19 protein-coding genes are annotated in these 17448 nt (G+C 66.7%); 5 read left to right on the top strand and 14 right to left on the bottom strand.

The annotated features are described in order from the left end of the window. Nucleotides 1-29: 29 nt before the first annotated feature. From leuD to ilvB, 6 genes are all read right to left on the bottom strand, one after another. Complete coding sequence (gene leuD / locus KA248_09415) at nt 30-668, bottom strand: 3-isopropylmalate dehydratase small subunit (protein MBP7830121.1); 639 nt, start codon at nt 666-668, stop codon at nt 30-32. Between the two features lie 13 nt (nt 669-681). Then, nucleotides 682-867: a type II toxin-antitoxin system HicA family toxin gene (locus KA248_09410; protein MBP7830120.1), complete on the bottom strand. Its 186-nt coding sequence runs from the start codon at nt 865-867 to the stop codon at nt 682-684. A gap of 233 nt (nt 868-1100) precedes the next feature. After that, entirely contained in the window at nt 1101-2501 is a 1401-nt protein-coding gene (leuC, locus tag KA248_09405; GenBank protein ID MBP7830119.1) for a 3-isopropylmalate dehydratase large subunit, read from the bottom strand. 184 nt (nt 2502-2685) lie between these two features. Further along, entirely contained in the window at nt 2686-3447 is a 762-nt protein-coding gene (locus KA248_09400) for a transposase (GenBank protein ID MBP7830118.1), read from the bottom strand. A 120-nt stretch (nt 3448-3567) separates the two neighbouring features. Continuing rightward, nucleotides 3568-4077: an acetolactate synthase small subunit gene (gene ilvN / locus KA248_09395; protein MBP7830117.1), complete on the bottom strand. Its 510-nt coding sequence runs from the start codon at nt 4075-4077 to the stop codon at nt 3568-3570. Nucleotides 4078-4101: 24 nt separating this feature from the next. Continuing rightward, the gene (gene ilvB, locus KA248_09390) at nt 4102-5829 is read right to left on the bottom strand and encodes a biosynthetic-type acetolactate synthase large subunit (GenBank protein MBP7830116.1); all 1728 of its coding nucleotides are present in this window, start codon (nt 5827-5829) and stop codon (nt 4102-4104) included. A gap of 309 nt (nt 5830-6138) precedes the next feature. On the opposite strand from ilvB, the gene KA248_09385 reads away from it, so the two are divergent. After that, entirely contained in the window at nt 6139-7374 is a 1236-nt protein-coding gene (locus KA248_09385; GenBank protein ID MBP7830115.1) for a uracil-xanthine permease, read from the top strand. A 32-nt stretch (nt 7375-7406) separates the two neighbouring features. Here the strand turns inward: KA248_09385 and KA248_09380 are convergent, their stop codons facing one another. Beyond that, nucleotides 7407-7649, bottom strand: a complete 243-nt coding sequence (locus tag KA248_09380) for a hypothetical protein (protein ID MBP7830114.1) — start codon at nt 7647-7649, stop codon at nt 7407-7409. A 48-nt stretch (nt 7650-7697) separates the two neighbouring features. Here KA248_09380 and KA248_09375 point away from each other — a divergent pair, with 48 nt between their 5' ends. Then, complete coding sequence (locus KA248_09375; protein MBP7830113.1) at nt 7698-7973, top strand: Lrp/AsnC ligand binding domain-containing protein; 276 nt, start codon at nt 7698-7700, stop codon at nt 7971-7973. Nucleotides 7974-8075: 102 nt separating this feature from the next. On the opposite strand, the gene KA248_09370 is transcribed toward KA248_09375, so the two are convergent. Further along, nucleotides 8076-9146 carry a YchF family ATPase gene (locus tag KA248_09370; protein MBP7830112.1) on the bottom strand — a complete coding sequence of 357 codons (1071 nt, stop codon included), beginning with the start codon at nt 9144-9146 and terminating at the stop codon, nt 8076-8078. Between the two features lie 134 nt (nt 9147-9280). Here KA248_09370 and KA248_09365 point away from each other — a divergent pair, with 134 nt between their 5' ends. Beyond that, nucleotides 9281-9715, top strand: coding sequence for a hypothetical protein (locus KA248_09365; protein MBP7830111.1), 435 nt, complete (start codon nt 9281-9283; stop codon nt 9713-9715). Continuing rightward, nucleotides 9712-9924 (top strand): hypothetical protein, encoded by a 213-nt coding sequence (locus KA248_09360; GenBank protein ID MBP7830110.1) that lies wholly within the window; start codon nt 9712-9714, stop codon nt 9922-9924. Before KA248_09365 ends, KA248_09360 begins: the two co-directional genes overlap by 4 nt. An 89-nt stretch (nt 9925-10013) precedes the next feature. Here the strand turns inward: KA248_09360 and thiL are convergent, their stop codons facing one another. Genes thiL through KA248_09330 form a run of 6 tightly spaced genes read right to left on the bottom strand, consistent with a single transcriptional unit; the run spans nt 10014 to nt 15406 of the window. Next, a complete protein-coding gene (gene thiL / locus KA248_09355) occupies nt 10014-10943 on the bottom strand; it encodes a thiamine-phosphate kinase (protein MBP7830109.1) in 930 nt (309 codons plus the stop codon). A gap of 7 nt (nt 10944-10950) precedes the next feature. After that, nucleotides 10951-12021: an S-methyl-5-thioribose-1-phosphate isomerase gene (gene mtnA / locus KA248_09350; protein MBP7830108.1), complete on the bottom strand. Its 1071-nt coding sequence runs from the start codon at nt 12019-12021 to the stop codon at nt 10951-10953. A 20-nt stretch (nt 12022-12041) separates the two neighbouring features. Continuing rightward, nucleotides 12042-12926 carry a CPBP family intramembrane metalloprotease gene (locus tag KA248_09345; protein MBP7830107.1) on the bottom strand — a complete coding sequence of 295 codons (885 nt, stop codon included), beginning with the start codon at nt 12924-12926 and terminating at the stop codon, nt 12042-12044. Then, nucleotides 12923-13936, bottom strand: coding sequence for a glycosyltransferase family 2 protein (locus tag KA248_09340; protein ID MBP7830106.1), 1014 nt, complete (start codon nt 13934-13936; stop codon nt 12923-12925). The genes KA248_09345 and KA248_09340 overlap by 4 nt, the downstream gene beginning before the upstream one ends. A 19-nt stretch (nt 13937-13955) precedes the next feature. Further along, nucleotides 13956-14408 carry a DNA-binding protein gene (locus KA248_09335; GenBank protein MBP7830105.1) on the bottom strand — a complete coding sequence of 151 codons (453 nt, stop codon included), beginning with the start codon at nt 14406-14408 and terminating at the stop codon, nt 13956-13958. Beyond that, on the bottom strand, nt 14405-15406 hold the full coding sequence (locus tag KA248_09330; protein ID MBP7830104.1) for a hypothetical protein: 1002 nt from the start codon (nt 15404-15406) through the stop codon (nt 14405-14407). The genes KA248_09335 and KA248_09330 overlap by 4 nt, the downstream gene beginning before the upstream one ends. Before the next feature lie 526 nt (nt 15407-15932). Here KA248_09330 and KA248_09325 point away from each other — a divergent pair. Next, the gene (locus KA248_09325) at nt 15933-17111 is read left to right on the top strand and encodes a hypothetical protein (protein MBP7830103.1); all 1179 of its coding nucleotides are present in this window, start codon (nt 15933-15935) and stop codon (nt 17109-17111) included. Nucleotides 17112-17448: the final 337 nt, after the last annotated feature.

Here is a 17448-nt window from a genome sequence, read left to right as displayed (position 1 = left end):
TACAGGGCGGGCGCCGACGAGCGGCGCCCCTACCGGGCCATCTGCACATCATGGCTTTTCTCGAACGCCGCAATGTCCGCCTCATGCTGCAGGGTCAGCCCGATGGCGTCCAGGCCGCGGCGCAGGTGCTCCTTGACCCCGGGATCGATCTGGAAATGGAAGGCGATCTCCTCGGGCAGGTGCAGCACGACGCGCTGCTCGTCCAGATCCACCGTGGCCTCCAGCCCGGGGAACCGGCCGACCATCTGAAAGATCTCCTCGACCTCGGCCTCGGACAGCTCGACGGTCAGCAGGCCGTTCTGCACGCAGTTGTTCCGGAAGATGTCCGCGAAGGCCGGCACCCGCGTATCGCCCCGCTGCTGCCAGGGCGCGATGACGGCGTGGAAGCCGTATTGCATCACAGCCCAGACGGCGTGCTCGCGGCTGGAGCCGCAACCGAAATTATTGCGGGCGACCAGGATGGAGGCGCCCTTGAACTCGGGCCGGTTGGGCGGGAAGTCCGGGTTGGGCTTCCCGTCCGGCAGGTAGCGCCAGTCGAAGAACAGGGCCTCGCCGAAGCCGGTCCGCTTGATGGACTTCAGGAACTGCTTCGGGATGATCTGGTCCGTGTCCACGTTGGCGTTGTCCAGCGGCGCGATGATCCCGCGATGGGTGGTAAAAGCATTCATGAGATAGTCTTTGTTAAACAGAGCGAATTCCCAGGTCTTTGCATATCTTGCGGGCTAGTAGATCGTTGATTTCCGTATGCCGGGGCACGGAGGAGCGTCGGTTCTGCGCCGGATTCTGCCACCATGAATGACTTCCGCCCTCCCGGATGAACACGCAACCCTGCTCTCGCAAATGCTTGAGCAGTATGACGCGCTTCATATCGTAACCAGTTCCTCGCTATAGTTGGATACGGCCGCTCGAATCGCTTCCTGGCGGTTCAAGTCCAAGGCTTCCGCCAAGGTGGTGCGGAGACTCACCAACAGTTTCTCCCTCGTCCGCTCCTGGCAGTTGACTCCAGGAACTTCCTCAATCCAGCCGATCCACCACGCCCCGTCCTGTTTCATCACGGCAGTATAGGTATTGGCCATATCGTTTGCTCCACGGTCAGGATATCACATTCGCTCCCGGATATCCACGAAATGCCCTTCGACGGCGGCCCAGGCGGCCATCTCGGGGCTGCACAGGTGCGTGCGCCCGCCCTTGCCCTGGCGGCCCTCGAAGTTGCGGTTGGACGTCGCGGCGCACCGCTCGCCGAGCTTCAGCTGGTCGGGATTCATCGCCAGGCACATGCTGCAGCCCGCGTAGCGCCATTCCGCGCCGGCGGCGGTGAAGATCTTGTCCAGCCCCTCCGCCATCGCCTGCCGGCGCACGGCGGCCGAGCCGGGCACGACCATCGCGCGCACGTTCTTCGCGATTTTCCGCCCTTTCAGGATGGCGGCCGCCTTGCGCAGATCCTCGATGCGCCCGTTCGTGCAGCTCCCGATGAACACGGTGTCCACCTTGATGTCCGTGATGCGCGTCCCCGGCGCCAGGCCCATGTAGGCCAGCGCCTGCTCGACGTCCTTGGCGCTGTAGCCGGGTACCTGGCCGGGCGCCGGCACCACGCCGCTGACGTCCGTCACCATGCCGGGGCTGGTGCCCCACGTCACCTGCGGCGCGATGGCCGAGGCGTCGATGGTCAGCTCGCGGTCAAACTTTGCGCCGGGCTCGCTGGGCAGGGTCTTCCAGAAGGCCACGGCCTTGTCCAGCGCGGCGCCCTTCGGCGCGAACGGGCGTTTACCCGAGGCGATGTACTGGAACGTCGTGTCGTCGGGCGCGATCATCCCGGCGCGCGCGCCGGCCTCGATGCTCATGTTGCCGATCGTCATCCGCGCCTCCATGGACAGCGCGGAGACAGCCGTGCCGGCGTACTCCAGGACATAGCCCGTGCCCCCGGCCGTCCCGATCAGGCCGATCAGCTTCAGAATCATGTCCTTCGACGTGGCGCCTGGTTTCAGGCGGCCGGTGTATTCGACCCGGAACGTCTTCGGCTTCTTCTGGCGCAGCGTCTGGGTCGCCAGCACGTGCTCGACCTCCGAGGTCCCGATGCCGAACGCCAGCGTGCCGAACGCGCCGTGCGTCGCCGTGTGCGAGTCGCCGCACACGATGGTCGTCCCCGGCAGCGTCAGGCCCAGTTCGGGGCCGATGATATGGACGATGCCCACGCGGTCGCTCTGCAGGTCGTACAGCGTGACGCCGAAATCGCGGCAGTTCTGTTCCAGCGCCTCCACCTGCGCCTTGGAGATGGGGTCGCGGATGACGGCCTGCTGGTCCGTCGGCACGTTGTGGTCCATCGTGGCGAAGGTCAGCTCCGGGCGGCGGACCTTGCGCCCCGCCAGCCGCAGCCCCTCGAAGGCCTGCGGGCTGGTCACCTCGTGCACCAGGTGCCGGTCGATGAACAGCAGCACGCTGCCGTCCGGCAGCGTCCGGACCACGTGCCGGTCCCAGATTTTCTCGAAAAGTGTTTTGCTCATGGAGGAGAGACTATACGGGGGGCGGGCGGCAGGGTCAATCCGCCGGACTTCCCAGACCTTCTTCCCCGGCGGGACAAGCCCGCCGGGGCCGCCCCTAATCAACGCCGGCCGGCTTGCCCGCCGGGGCCGTTCCTAATCAACCCCGGCCGGCTTGCCCGGCCGGTGAAGGAGGTCCGAGCCTCCTTCACAGCACCACCTTGACGCTGTACTCCGAAAACGTACCCGCGTAGACCTTATCGCTCATGAGCCGGCAGCCGGCGGCCCGGTTGAGCGTTCTCCACAGCGTCTCCGCCAACTCCATGGGCGACCGCGCCAGGGCGCCCCGTACCGCCAGATGAACATGGTCCGGCATCAGCGCCAGCGATCCAAGGCGGCAATCCATCTCCCGCGCCCAGGCGAGCACACCGTCCCGAATCTTGTACAGGAAATCCTCGCGGCCGACTCGAACCCGGTCCTGCGTAACGGCCACCAGATGCAGGTTGTACCAGTATCTCCCGCTATTCGTTTCCGCGGGGGCGGACAAATCCACCGTGGCGTCCTCAAGGCTTGCCTCCCGCAGCGTGGCCCGATACCGCTCGTCCGCGAAGTCCGCGCGGGCCGTCTGCTCTCGAAGATAGTTTCCCACGACGTCGGACTGATTGTCCCCCAGGGAGCGCAGCGCCACTTTCCGGCTGAAATCGCAGGGCGTACCGGACCGGCGCAACGTGTGCTGAATGCGCCCCTTCACGCGGGCGGTGATGAACACGGGCGAGGCGTCTGGAGCCGCGTGGAAGGTCATGCTGATGACGTCGGGCCGCCAGTTACGAGACTCCAGTTCAAGCCCGTCGCGGCGCCAGGCCGCCCGGAGATCGTCAAGGAACGGTGCGGCGGGCTCCAAGGGGAACTCGGCGGCCGACGGCCATCCGGACCAGGAGTAATGGAGGTTGTGGACCAGCGGAAGCAGCATGGACCGACGATAGACCTTCTTCCCCGGCGGGACAAGCCCGCCGGGGCCGTTTTCTTCTCGATCAAGCCCGCCGGGGCCGTGCGACCCCGGCCGGCTTGCCGGCCGGTGAAGGAGGTCCGATCAGGTCTCTTCCGCGCCGCGGGCCATGACCACCTTGCCCGTCCGCACCAGTTCGATGACCTGGAACTTCTTCACCAGGCCGATCATCGCGTCCAGCTTGTCCGTGGTGCCGGTGACCATCAGGATCATGGAGGTCTCCGTCAGGTCCACGGTCTTCGCGCCGAAATGATCCGCGATTTGAAGCGCCTCGGTCCGCTCCTCCGCGGTGACCTTGATCTTCACCAGTGCCAGCTCGCGCACCACGATGTCCTCGCCGGTGTGGTCCACGCAGTGCAGCACGTCGATGAGCTTGCGCAAGGCCTCGATCACCTGCTGGAGGCCCGACGGGTCGCCCTTGGCCGTGATCGTCATCCGGGAGAAGTTGCCGTCCACGGACGAAGACACGACCAGCGAATCGATGTTGAAGCCGCGCCGGGCGAAGACCTGCGCGATGCGGGCCAGCACGCCGGGCTTGTTGGCCACGTACACGCTCAAGGTATGGATATCACTGCCGTTCGCCATCTTGCTCATGGTCCTATCCTTTCCTTCCTCGGCTCACGTCGAACCCGTGGGTTTTTCCATCTTCTGGCGCGGGGGCTCCACGAGGAGGTCCTCGAGGGCGCGGCCCGCGGGCACCATGGGAAAGACGTTGTCGGTCTTCACCACCTCGGCGTTCACCAGGCACGGCCCGTCGTTGTACTCCAGGGCGCGGGTCAGGATCTTCCGCACGTCGGCCGGCCGCTTCAGGGTCAGGCCTCTCCCGTTCTCGTAGCTCTCGATCAGCTTGGCGAAGTCCGGGTTGCCCTCCAGGTCCACGCCGCTCCTGCGGTCGTCGTAGAACAGCTGCTGCCACTGCCGCACCATGCCCAGGTAATGGTTGTTGAGCACGATGATCTTGATCGGCAGCTTGTGCAGGCACGCCGTGGCCAGCTCGGGCATGGTCATCTGGAACCCGCCGTCGCCGCAGAACACGATGACCGTTTCCTTCGGCCGCCCGAACTGCGCGCCGATGGCCGCCGGGAGGCCGTAGCCCATCGTCCCGGCGCCGCCGGAGCTCAACCAGTCGTTGCGGCCGTCCGTCTTCCAGAACTGCGCCGCCCACATCTGGTGCTGGCCCACGTCGGTCACCACGACCGCCTTGCCGCCGGTCAGCTTGTACAGCTCGTCCATGATGTGCTGCATCTTCAGCCCGCCCTGCTTCTTGTAGTGCAGCGGGTACTTCTTCTTGTAGCCCTCCAGGTGGGCCAGCCATTCGGAGGTGTCCAGCCGCGCCACGTGCTTGTTCAACTCGTCCAGGATCGGCCGCGCATCGCCGATGATGAACAGGTCCGGCTTGATCATCTTGCCGATTTCCATCGGGTCCACGTCGATATGGATCTTCGTCGCGTTGCGGCCGAACTTGTCCGGCTGGCCGATGATGCGGTCGTCGAACCGCGACCCGATGGACATGATCAGGTCGGCCTCCACCACGGCCTTGGTTGCGTAGGCCGTGCCGTGCATGCCGAGCATGCCCAGCGCCAGCCGGTGCGTTTCCGGGAAGCCGCCCTTGCCCAGCAGCGTGTTCACCACCGGGGCGTTCAGTTTCTCCGCCAGCGCCTTCACCTGCGCACAGGCGTCCGAGATGATCGCGCCATGGCCCACCAGCAGCACGGGCTTGCGCGACTTGTTCAGCGCCTCGGCGATCTCCAGGATCTTCTCCTTGTCCATGGCTTCCGGGTACGGCTTGTAGCCCGGCAGGTCCATTTCCTGGTAGAGGTCCGCCGTGCAGGCCCCCGCGCTCACGTCCTTGGGGATATCGATCAGCACCGGCCCCGGCCGACCCGTCGTCGCGATGTGGTACGCCTCGCGCGCCACCCGCGGAATGTCGTTCGAATTCTTCACCAGGTAGCTGTGCTTCACCACGGGCATCGTGATGCCGAAGATGTCCGCCTCCTGGAAGGCGTCCTTGCCCAGCATCCAGGACACCGACTGCCCGGTAATCACGATCATCGGCACCGAATCCATGTGCGCCGTCATGATTCCCGTCAGCGTGTTCGTCGCGCCCGGCCCGCTGGTCACCAGCACCGCCGCCGGCTTTCCGGTAGCCCGGGCATAGCCATCGGCCATGTGTGCCGCGCCCTGCTCATGCCTGACAAGGACAAACTTGATCTTCGTATTGGTTGTGATCAAAGCATCGAATATCGGTATGGCCGCTCCACCAGACAGGCCAAACATGTACTCGATGCCCTCCCTTTCCAGGCACTTGATTAAAGCCTGTGCCCCATCTAGTCTCTTTTCAGTCATATCTTCCCCTTTTAATCAAGAATAACTGCAATATTTACTGATAAGATACCATGAGAAGCAAAGCATGCAAGATAAATATTGATAATAGTCTGCTTATAATACAAGCATAAACGGTATCTGTCAGTATAAAAGCTCACATTTATAGCAAACAATCGACATTTCATTAAAGGCAGACTTAAATAATAGCATGAAATATGGATTACTTGTAATTTCGTATTTCTCGTTGATCTGTAAATCTGCATGAACTCTTGTTTCATTGACCGAACCGGCTGACCTCGTTATCGTGCATGCTGTTAAGGAGGAAGGCCCATGGACATTCTTCGCAGGACGGTTCTTGGCGTTCAGATGCTTTTCGTTGCTTTTGGAGCCCTGGTTCTGGTGCCGTTGCTGACCGGGTTCTCGCCATGCATTGCCCTGTTTACGGCCGGGGCCGGGACCCTCCTGTTTCATGCCATCACGGGGGGAAAGGTGCCCATTTTCCTGGCCAGTTCTTTTGCGTTCATCGCGCCCATCCAGCAAGCCGTGGAGCAATTCGGCATGGGGGCCACGCTCGGCGGCCTGGCCGCCGCCGGGCTGCTGTACCTCGTCTTGAGCCTGATGATCTTTTTTGGCGGCACGGGCACGATCCATCGCCTGATGCCGGCGATCGTCACCGGGCCGGTGATCATGGTCATCGGCCTGAAACTGGCCCCCGTGGCGGTCGGCATGTGCAAGTCGTTCGCTTCCGGCGGCGCGCCGGAGGGCCAGGCCATGATCGTCGCGCTGGTCTCGCTCGGCACGGCGATTGCCGCCGTGATCTTCGGGCGGGGCATGCTCCGTCTGATCCCCATCCTGTGCGGCGTCGCGGTCGGGTACACGATCTGCCTGATCCTGGGCCGGGTGAACTTCGAGGCCCTGCACGCGGCGCCCTGGTTTTCGACGCCCTGGAGCGAGGCGCTGCGCTGCGGGCAATTCGAGTGGCCGCGCCTGGACTGGGCGGCCGTCGCCTTCCTGGTGCCGGTGGCGCTGGCGCCCTCGATCGAGCATGTCGGGGATATCCTCGCCATTTCCAACGTGACCGGGCAGGACTACGTCCGCGATCCCGGCCTGCACCGCACCCTGCTGGGCGACGGCCTGGCCACCTCCCTGGCCGCGCTGCTGGGCGGGCCGCCGAACACCACGTACTCGGAAGTCACCGGGGCGGTGGCGCTGACACGGGCGTTCGATCCCCGGTACATGCGGATCGCGGCGGTGACGGCGATGCTCGTCGGGTTCGTGAGCAAGCTCGGCGGCTTCCTCCGCACCATCCCCTCCCCCGTGATGGGCGGCATCATGGTGCTGCTCTTCGGCATGATCGCGGCCATCGGCGCCGGGACGCTGGTCAAGGCGCAGCTCGACATGAGCAAGCCGCGGAACCTGGTGATCGCCTCGGTCATTCTCGTGGTCGGCATCGGCGACCTGACGATCACCTGCGGGCGGTTCTCGATGGGCGGCATCGGCCTCGCCGGCATCGTGGGCATCCTGCTGAACCTGGTGCTGCCGGAGGACGGGGCGGAGAAGAAGTGAAGGGTGGATGGTGAATAGTGAATGGTGGAGGACTATTCCACCGATACCACCGTCCGCTCGCCGTTCTTTTCGATTTCGATCAGCGTGCCGCGGAGGCCTTCCTTCGTAATGATGGCGAGGATCTCCGGCACGTTGATTCCCTTGCGGGCCAAGTCCTCGGCCACGGGCCGCGGGAGAAGCCTCCCGGCCAGGCGCGCGACCGCCAGGGGGATGGAAATGACCGATTTCGGTTTCTCCTCTCCCGGCTTGAACGTCTTTATTTTCAGGCAGCGCATGCTATGCTGGGACCAGTTTAAACGGAACCCCGCGAAGGAGGCAATCTCATGGTTACCGCAATGGTGCTGCTGAACGTAGATCGTGACAAGGTGAACGAGGTCGCGGAGCAACTGGCCGGGCAGGCCGGCATCTCGGAAGTCTACTCGGTGGCCGGGCAGTTCGACCTCGTCGCGATCATCCGGGTGAAGGACAACGAGGGCCTGGCGGACTTGGTCACCAAGCATCTCCTCAAGGTGAAGGGCATCACCCGCTCGCAGACCCTGATCGCCTTCCAGGTGTATTCCAGGCACGACCTGGAGACGATGTTCTCGATCGGGACATGAGGCCGCGGACCGGTACGTCTCTATCCGGAACCGGCGTCGCAGGAGCTCCGCCCTCCAGGTTCATCGGCGTGAAGATGGAGGGTCGAGCTCCCGCGAGACCGTCTACGCGTTGAACCGGAAGTGGATGACGTCGCCGTCCTGGACCTCGTAGGTCTTGCCTTCCAGCCGCAGCGTGGCGTTGTCGCGGCAGGCGGACCATGACCTGGTTTTCAACAATTCCGCGCTGGCGACGGTCTCGGCGCGGATGAAGCCCCGCTCGATATCGCTGTGCACCTTGCCGGCCGCGGCCTGGGCCTGCGTGCCCTGCCGGATGGTCCACGCCCGCACCTCGTCCTCGCCCACGGTGAAGAAGCTGATCAGGTTCAACAGCCGGTAGGCGGCCTGGATCAACCGGACGCGGGCGGGTTCAGTCAGCCCGTAATCCGAAAGGAAGGCCGCCTGCGCGGCCTGTTCCAGTTGTGCCATTTCCGCCTCCAGCACCGCGCAGAAGACCAGCAGTTCGCACCCGAAGCGTTGAGCCGCTTGGCGCAAGGCCCCCAGGCCGGCCCCGCTCAAGTCCCCTTCCCCGACGTTCGCGACGATGAGGGCCGGCTTCATGGACAGGAACTGGAAGGTCCGAAGCGTTTTCTCCTCCTCGCCGGTCCACTCCACCCGGCGCAGCGGCGTCCCGGCCTCGAGGGCCGCCTTGCCCTTCTGCAGGGCGGCTTCTTCGGCCGGATTGGTCTTCAGCCCGCGCTTCTTTTCGTGCTCGATGCGCCCGAGGCGCGTCTCCACTTTTTCCAGGTCGGCGAAGACCAGTTCCAGCGCGGTGGATTCCAGCTGCGCGGCCGGGTCCAGCGGCTTGCCCCGGCTGTCCATGTCGCCGAAGGCCTGGACCACCAGCACGAAGGCGTCGGCCTCGCCCAGCAGCGTCGCCAAGGCCGTCAGGGCATGCCCCCCCTCGGCTACGGGCGGAAGGGCGACGTCCACGAAAGTCACCTCCGCCGGCGTGTATTTCTTCGGCTGGTACAGGTCCCGCAGCGCGGCCAGGCGCGCGTCGGGCACCTTGACCGAGCCGAGGCGGTGCGCGCCCTTGGCGCTGGAATGATGCCCCTCGGGCGTGTTGGTCAGCGCCTCGAAAACGGCGGTCTTGCCCGATCGCGGCGCGCCGATAAGAAAGAGTGATAAAGCCATGCCGGGATTCCTTTCGCGCCGCCGTTTATAGCGGAAGGCGGGCACCGAACGAAACAAAATCATCGGAGGCTTTGGACTGGACGCGGGGGGGCTGGGCCCCTAGGATTTCCGGCAGACATCAACCGGGAGCGGCCATGGATCATTTCACCCCGCCCATACACGACCCCGAGCGAACTCCCGCCCGCGACCCGGACGAGGACTGGCCCAGCAGCGGACCCCGCATCGGATACATGCTGCTCGCGGCGCTCGTCATCGCCGGCCTTGCCGCGTACGCGTATTTTCGCTGGAAGAACCGGCCCGCCGAGGAAAAGCCGGAGGCGGCGCAAGTGCAGGTCGGCGACACGCGCGAGCGGGTGATCGATATCCTCGGCAAGCCGCGGGGTTCCAGCCTGCTCGGGGGACAGGAAATCCTGATTTATACGAATGGCCAGGTCGTCATTGAGAACGGCCTTGCGGCCAGCGTGGACCTCGGAGCCAACCGCAGCCGGGGCCAGGTGGACAGCGGGGGTTCGCAGATCATCCTGCAAAAAGGCGGCCGCATCGTGGAACAGGAAAAGGCGGCGCCATGACCGGGAGCGCGGAAATCACCGAGCGCGACCGCCGGATGGCGCAGCAGTGCGTGGAGTGTCCCGTGTGCCGGCACGCCCGCCGGAAACAGCGCGGGATGGCGTTCTGGTTCGTCAAAACGATCGAGGGCGGTGTGTGTCCCTACTGTCGCGCCTACGAGAAGGTGTACGGGCGCAAGGCGCACGAGCCGGCGCCCGCGGGCGGCTCGTAGAGCCGCCACTACAGAGGGGAGGCCCTGTAGCGGCGCGTCTATGACGCGCGTGGGCGGCGTCTTTGCAGGCCGGGGGCGGCCTGCCTCCATCATATGAAATGCTCGTAGCCGGCCTGTCCCGGTACGATGGGCTTCCCGGCCTGATCCAGGAGCACCAGGTTTTCACCCGCGATGGCGCCGATGGCCGTACAGGGCAAGTCAAACTGTGCCGCCCACGCAGATACAAAGGCCGTCGCTTTGTCCGCGGGCACGGTGAAGAGCAGTTCGTAATCCTCGCCGTCCGCCAGCGCGTGGTCCAGCAGGCTGCGCCCGTCCTTCGCGGCGCGGGCCTCCGGCGAAACGGGCACCCGCTCCGCCCGGAGCTCGGCGCCCGCGCCGCTTCGCTCCAGCAGCCGCGCCAGGTCCACGAGCAGCCCGTCGCTGATGTCCATCATCGCGGTGGCCCAGCGGCCCTCCCGCAGCCAGAGCCCCTCGGCCACGCGCGGCTCGAACGAAAGGTGCCGCCCCGCCAGGCTGCCGCCGAGGGCGCCAGTGACATACAGCACATCCCCGGGCCGGGCGCCGGAACGCAGCACGGCCGTCCCAACCGGGACGCGCCCGACGCCGAAGACGTGCAACTCGCGAACGGGGCCGCCCGTGGTGTCCCCGCCGATGATGGCCAGGTTGAAGCGGGACGCCAGCCGGGCGGCGCCGCGATAGACGGCCTCGGCCCACTCGACCTGCGTGTCCGGCGGGGCCACGAGATCCACCAGAGCCCACAACGGTTCGCCCCCCATCGCCGCGAAATCGCTCAAGACCCGGCCCACCGCCTTGTGCCCCACCCGCCCGGGTTCGGCATCCGAAAGAAAATGGACCTTCTCGATTACGGCGTCGGACGTGAGGAGCAGGTCGTGCGCGCCCGCGTGCTCGACCACCGCCACGTCGTCGCCGATGCCCACGCGGACATCCGGCCGGCCGGGGACCAGCCGCGCGAGCCGGCGGATCACCTCCCGTTCGCCAAGTTCATGAAACGTGGACATCGGCTCCTCACGGCTTGCCGCGCCATAGCGCGGCCAAGCTTTTTTCGTACGGCGAGCGGGCGATGCCGCGCTCGCAGACGATGGCGCGGATCAGGCCGGCCGGGGTGACGTCGAAGGCCGGCGAGTGCACCTTCACGCCGCGCGGGGCGGTGCGGCGGCCCAGGCCCTCGGTGACCTCTTCCGCCGCGCGGTGCTCGATGGGAATATGGCGGCCGTCGGGGATCGTGAGATCGAAGGTGGTGGTTGGCGCCAGCACGTAGAGCGGGATCTCGTGGGCGGCGGCCAGGACGGCGAGCGAGTAGGTGCCGATCTTGTTGGCCGTGTCGCCGTTGGCGGCGATCCGGTCGGCGCCGACGAGGATGGCATGGATTTTTCCCGTCGCCATCACGGACGCCGCCATGTTGTCGCAGATCAGCGTGACATCCACGCCGGCCTGCATCAGCTCCCAGGCGGTCAGCCGGGCTCCCTGGAGCAGCGGGCGGGTCTCATCTGCGAAGACGGAAATCTTCCAGCCCTGCTCCCGGGCGAGGTAAACCGGCGCCAGCGCGGTGCCGTATTCCGCCGTGGCCAGGCCGCCGGCGTTGCAGTGCGTGAGGACGGTGCAACCGTCTTTCAAAAGGCTCACGCCGTGCCGCCCGATGGCCCGGCACATCTCCGCGTCCTCGTCGCGGATGGCCCGGGCTTCCTTCGCGAGGGCCTCCTTGAAACGGCCGGGGGGCAGGCCGGCGAGCCCGGCGGCCGCCTTCTTCATGCGCTCGAGCATGTTGAACAGGTTCACCGCGGTGGGCCGCGAACCGGCGAGGTACGCGGCGCCCTCGTTGACGGCCTTGAGCAGGCCCGGCGTGTCGGAGGCCGCGCTGGCCTGCGCGGCCAGCACCACGCCCATGGCGGCGGCAACGCCGATCGCGGGCGCGCCGCGGACCTTGAGTTCGCGGATGGCCGTCCAGAGCTCCCGGACGTCGCGGGTCTCCAGGTAGACCAGAGCCTCCGGCAGCTTGGTCTGGTCGATCAGGCGCACGCGGCCCGGGACCAGCCCGCGGCCGCCGTCCGGAACCCATTCTATGGTTTTCAGGGCCATGCCATCCTCCCGACGCCGGGTCAGCGGAGCCAGCCCAGCATGACCAGGTTGATCCCGTTGAAGAGCGCGTGCATGGTCACGGGCACCAGCAGCGAGCCCGAGTAAATATAGCCCAGCGAGAACGCGACGGCGATCAGAAACAGGGGCAGGAGGGACGGCAGGTGTCCGTGCACCAGCGCGAAGAGCGCGGACACGGCGACCACGGCCGCGGCGACGCCCCAGCGCCGGGCGACGAGGGGGAGCAGGATGCCGCGGAAGATGACCTCCTCGAACACCGGGGCCAGCCCGACGGCGAGCAGGAACAGCAGCAGGCGTACGGCGCCCGAGGATTCGCCGGCGAAGGCCGCGGCGACGTCCTGCCACTCGGGCGTGTAGCCGCTGGCCCGCAGGCCCGCCTGGTAGACCAGGGAATAGAACCAGATGAACGGCATGGCGGCCAGGTAGTACAGGGCCCCCGCGCCCAGCCGCGCGGGCCAGCCCGCCCGGAGCCCGCCGAACGCCCTGCGCCAGGTCAGCCCGCGCCGGGACAGCGACCGGCTCACGAGCCACAGGCCCACGAGGTTGAACAGGGCGCTCTGGAGCACGACCCACAGGGTTTCCCACCGGCCCGCGGCACGCCAGAGCGGCTGCAGGACAAGAATCGACGAGTACCAGGCCGCGAGCCAGATCATCACGCCGAGGGCCTCCCGCCAGAACCAGGGGCGACGAAGCAGGATCCGCTCGCGCACCGGCCAGCGCGGCGCCCGCCGCCAGAGGGCGATCCCCAGCGCGGCGTCTGCCGCCAGCCCGAGGCCGGTGATGACCAGGAAGAACACGCCGATGAGCCAGGCCTGTTCGCCCGCGGACTCCAGCGCGCGGGCGGCCGCGGATTCCGGGGAACCGCTGCTCCACGCCAGCGGTGTCATGCGGGCGCGCGGGCGCCGCCCGCCGGGCTGTCCAGCGTTTCGCGAATCACGTAGATGGGCTTGCTCTGCGATTCGTGGTACGTGCGGATCTGCATCTCGGCGAGCAGGCCCATGCTGATGAACTGCAGGCCGAAGAACACCAGCATGAACGAGGTCATGATCCAGAAGGGCCGCTTGATCAGGTCGGCGGCCAACGTCGTTCCGAAGAGCCGGTACGACAGGTTCGCGGCCGCCATGACGGCCAGCATGAAGAGCCCGACCACGCCCAGCAGCCCGCCGATCCGCCCGAAGATCTGGATGGGCCCCCGGCTGTAGTGCAGGATGAACTTCACCGTGATGAGGTCGAGGATGACGCGCGTGGTCCGGGAGAGGCCGTACTTGGATTTCCCGTAGCGGCGCGCGTGATGGCGGACTTCGACCTCCTCCAGCCGCCCCCCCACCCAGCTGGCGAGGGCCGGGATGAACCGGTGCATCTCGCCGTACAGCCGGACGCCCTGCAGCACCTCGCGGCGGTAGGCCTTCAGCGTGCAGCCGTAATCGTGGAGCCTCACGCCGGTGATCCGGCTGATCAGCGCGTTGGCCATCACCGACGGGAGCCGCCGGGAGAGGAACTTGTCCTGCCGGTCCTTGCGCCAGCCGCTGACCACGTCCGCCCCGGCGTCCACGCGCGCGAGTAGCAGGCCGATATCCGCCGGGTCGTTCTGAAGGTCCGCGTCCAGCGTGACGATGACGCGGCCGCGGGCCTGGTCGAACCCGGCGCTCATGGCCGCGGTCTGGCCGAAATTGCGGCGCAGTCGGACCAGGCGCACACCGGGATAGCGCCGGGCGCCTTCCGCCAGTTGAGCCCAGGTGCCGTCCGTGCTGCCGTCGTCCACCAGCACCATCTCGTAGCTCCGGCCCAGCGCGGACAGCGACTCGTGAAGCGCCTTCATCAGGGGCGCCACGCTCTCCTGCTCGTTGAAGACCGGGACCACCACCGATACATCGAGTTCGTCGACCTTGTCGCTCATGGGTGCCTCGGAGTTGGCGTCAGGGGCCCTCGGGGTCCAACAGCTTGAACCCCAGCTTCGGATCGAGCCGGCGCACGCCGCGGCTGCCGGTCAGCTCCACCAGGACCACCTCCAGCACGTGCCAGGTCTTCACCCCGACCCGGGCACAGCCGGTGACCGCGCGATCGCCCCGGCCGGCGGCGAGGTGAAGGTGCAGGAACGGGTTCCCTTCCTCGTCGGGGAAGAGCGTGCCCGTGCCGGCGACTTCGTGGGCGTCGTCGAGCGTATGGATCAGGGAGATCGGCGGATCGCTCCGGCCGTTCTCGGGTCCGACGACCAGGCGGCTTCCCTTGTCCGCGCCGCCCACCACGATGACGGACGCCGCGCGGATCTTCTGTTCGGCGGCGAATTTCTCGATGACTTCGTGAACGATATCCCCGTCCTCCAAGCGCAGCACGAAGACCCGTCCCAGCCCGGCCTGTTCGTATTTCATGGCGCCTCCGGCTCCGCGGGCGCCGGTTCGAGCGACGGCCGCCGGGCGGAGCGGCGGGGCTTCCTCACGCGCTTTTCGGGTTCGGCAGGCGCTGCTTCCACCGCCGTTTCCGGCGGAGGGGCCTCGACGGCGGGCTCCGGCTCGGGCGCCGGTTCCACCGGGGTCAACTCGGGCATGACCGCGGGTTCCATCGTTTCGGCCGGCGCCGGTTCCGGCTCATCCACTGGGGGCTCCAGGGTCTCGGGAGGCACCGGTATGGCGCCGGGGGGCAAGCCCTCGGATTCCGACGCCGTGATGTCCGCGGAGGGCGCCGCTTCCATCGCCGCCGCGGGCGCCGGGGTGCGGTCGGCCGGCGCGGCCGTCCGGCCGGCCCAGACCAGGAACATCACCGCGCCCGCCGCGAGCACGGCCACGACCGCAAAGACACCCGTGACGATCATGAACCGCCGCTCGGAACGCTCCATGGCCTCGCGCAGCATCTTCTCCGAGTCGGCGGACTTTCCGATCAACTGTTCCACCGCGCGGCCCGACGTGCGGCTGGTCTGGTCCATGACGGAGAGCGTCTGGTTGAAACGGTTCATGCTGTCGATCAGCTGCTGGTCGTGCGTGGCGCCGGACTCGATCTGCTTCCGCAGCAGCGACATGACCTCGACCTGCTGCTCCGCCGCGCGGCCGACGTTCTTGAGCCCGTCCATCGATTCCGGCAGGCGGTCGAGGACGTGGACCATTTTCTCCTGCACGCCCTGCTGCTTTTCCAAGTGCTCGCGGATGCCGCGCATCAGGCCCAGCATCTCCACGTAGCCTTCCTGGAGCGCGGCCAGCTGGCGGTCCCGGCGCGAGCCGGGCCAACGGATGATCCGGCCGGACTTCTCCTGGGCCGGTTCCGGGCTCCCGGCCGACGAATCCGGCTCGACGGGCACGTAATCCCCGGAGGGTTGGCGGCCCCACGCCCTTTTCCACCAGGCCACGAAATTGGACCAGTTTCCCATGATCGGCATGCCCCTTTTTTTGCAAGGATAGGCCAAACCGGGGCGCCCGGGCAAGGGAATTGCCGGCGGACAAGGATGCGCCCAGGACTGATTTATAAAGGAGCGTAACCCGTTCCAACCATGGAAGAACAAGGCCCGCGCACAGCAGGGCATGCGTCGGCCTCGAGGGCGAGGCCGCGCTACGCGGACGCCGCGGATGCGACACTCGGCGTAGCCCGCGACCGCCCCCGGTCGCGGGGCCGGTTGGCTCCGCGGATTCCGGACCCCCGCGTTTCGCGAGGGGAGTCCCCTCGAGAAAAATCGCATCCCCTTCACGGATCGAGGGTTCACCGTTCTCATGAATCAGTCCTGGGATGCGCCTGAATCTTCAGCGAACGATTGGATCTGAAGTGTGGCACGGCCGTCCCGGCCGTGAAAAGGCGCGGGCGAGACGCCCGTGTCACATTAGACCGGATCGTACAGAAAACTCACGCACGCTGAAGATTCAGGAGGATGCGCGATTGTGCGCGCGGCCCGGGTTGGGTACGATGCGGCCATGACTTCGTCCCCGATCACCTACTTCATGGCGCATTCACCGCTGCACGAGGCGGCGGCCATGCAGAGCCTGGCCGATCTCTGCGCCCGCCGCCTAGCGACCCTGTCGCTGACGCCGGCGCCCCACGGCGCGTCGGTGTCCCCGGGGGACGAGGTGCTCCTGGTGCTGCCGATCAGCGGCGGGACCGAGGGCTTGATGAAGCAGTTGCGCGACGCCTGGGACCGCGTGGGCCGCCGCCCCGTCTGGGTGCTGGCCATCCCCCACCACAGCTCCCTGGCGGCGTCGCTCGAGTTCTTCGCCTCGCTGCACAACGCGGGCATCCCGGGCCGCGTGTTCTACTTCGATCCCGAGGCGGGCGACGACGATCCCGGATTCCGGTCGATCGCCGGGGCCGTGGAAGCGCTGCGCGCCAATCGCGTCCTGCACGCGGCGCGCCTGGGCCTGATCGGCATGCCCTCCGACTGGCTGCTCACCAGCCCGCCGGACGCGGAGCTGGTGCGCACCGCGTGGGGCCCGGAGCTGGCCTACATCCCGGTGGAGGAATGCCTCCGCGCGCTCGACGCGGGCCGGACGATGGATCAGGCCTTGAGAGACCTGATCGCGCAGCATCGGTTGACGGCACTGACCTTGCGCTGCTTCGACCTGCTGACCGCGCGGGACGCGACGGCCTGCCTCGCGCTGGCCCGCCTCAACGACGAAGGGCTCCCGGCCGGGTGCGAGGGCGATATCCCCAGCGCCCTGGGCCTGCTCTGGATTCACGCGCTGTGGAACGAGCCGGGCTGGATGGCCAATCCTTCCCGGCTCGACCTGCGGGCGAACCGGCTGACGTTGGCGCACTGCACCGTGCCGTTCACGCTGGTCTCGGGCCACACGGTCCGCACGCACTTCGAATCCGGCCGCGGAACGGCCATCGCCGGGCACTGGACCTCCGACGAGGTCACGGTGTACCGCATCGGCGGCCCGCGCCTGCGGGAGTGGTGGATCGGCCAGGGCCGGGTGATCGAGCGCGGGCAGGATGAGAACCTTTGCCGGACGCAGGCGACCGTGGAGTTCGACGATCCCGACGTCCTGCCGGCGCTCCTGGAGCGGCCGCTGGGCAATCACCTGCTGATGATCCCCGGCCGGCGCGCGGCGGCGCTGGCGGCGGCGCTGGCGATTCGGAAGCAGCTGAATCCGTAAGTCCGCCGCACACCGTGCGGCGCTACCGTAGTCAAGCAGGGCGGCTCGCAGAGCCGCCGCTCGTGTTTGGCCCTTTACTAGTCCGCGACATGGCCTGAAGAGAACGAGCTTTTTTCTCTTGGTATTCAGGACCTAGTATATAGACTAGGTTACAGAAAGGAGCTCTCTATGGGCTATCCAACGAAAGTTCAGTTGATCGAACGCAAGCGCGGCACCAATCAGTGGTACATCAACTTTCCCACCCCCATCGCCGAAGCGATGGATTTCCAGAAAGGCGAAGTCGTCGAGTGGGCCGTCGAAGATCGTCGACATCTGCACTTGTCCCGACCGCACGCGC

The sequence above is a fragment of the Kiritimatiellia bacterium genome, assembly GCA_018001225.1.
GTDB lineage: Bacteria > Verrucomicrobiota > Kiritimatiellia > CAIQIC01 > JAGNIJ01 > JAGNIJ01.
This window is presented reverse-complemented; position numbering and strand designations above follow the sequence as displayed.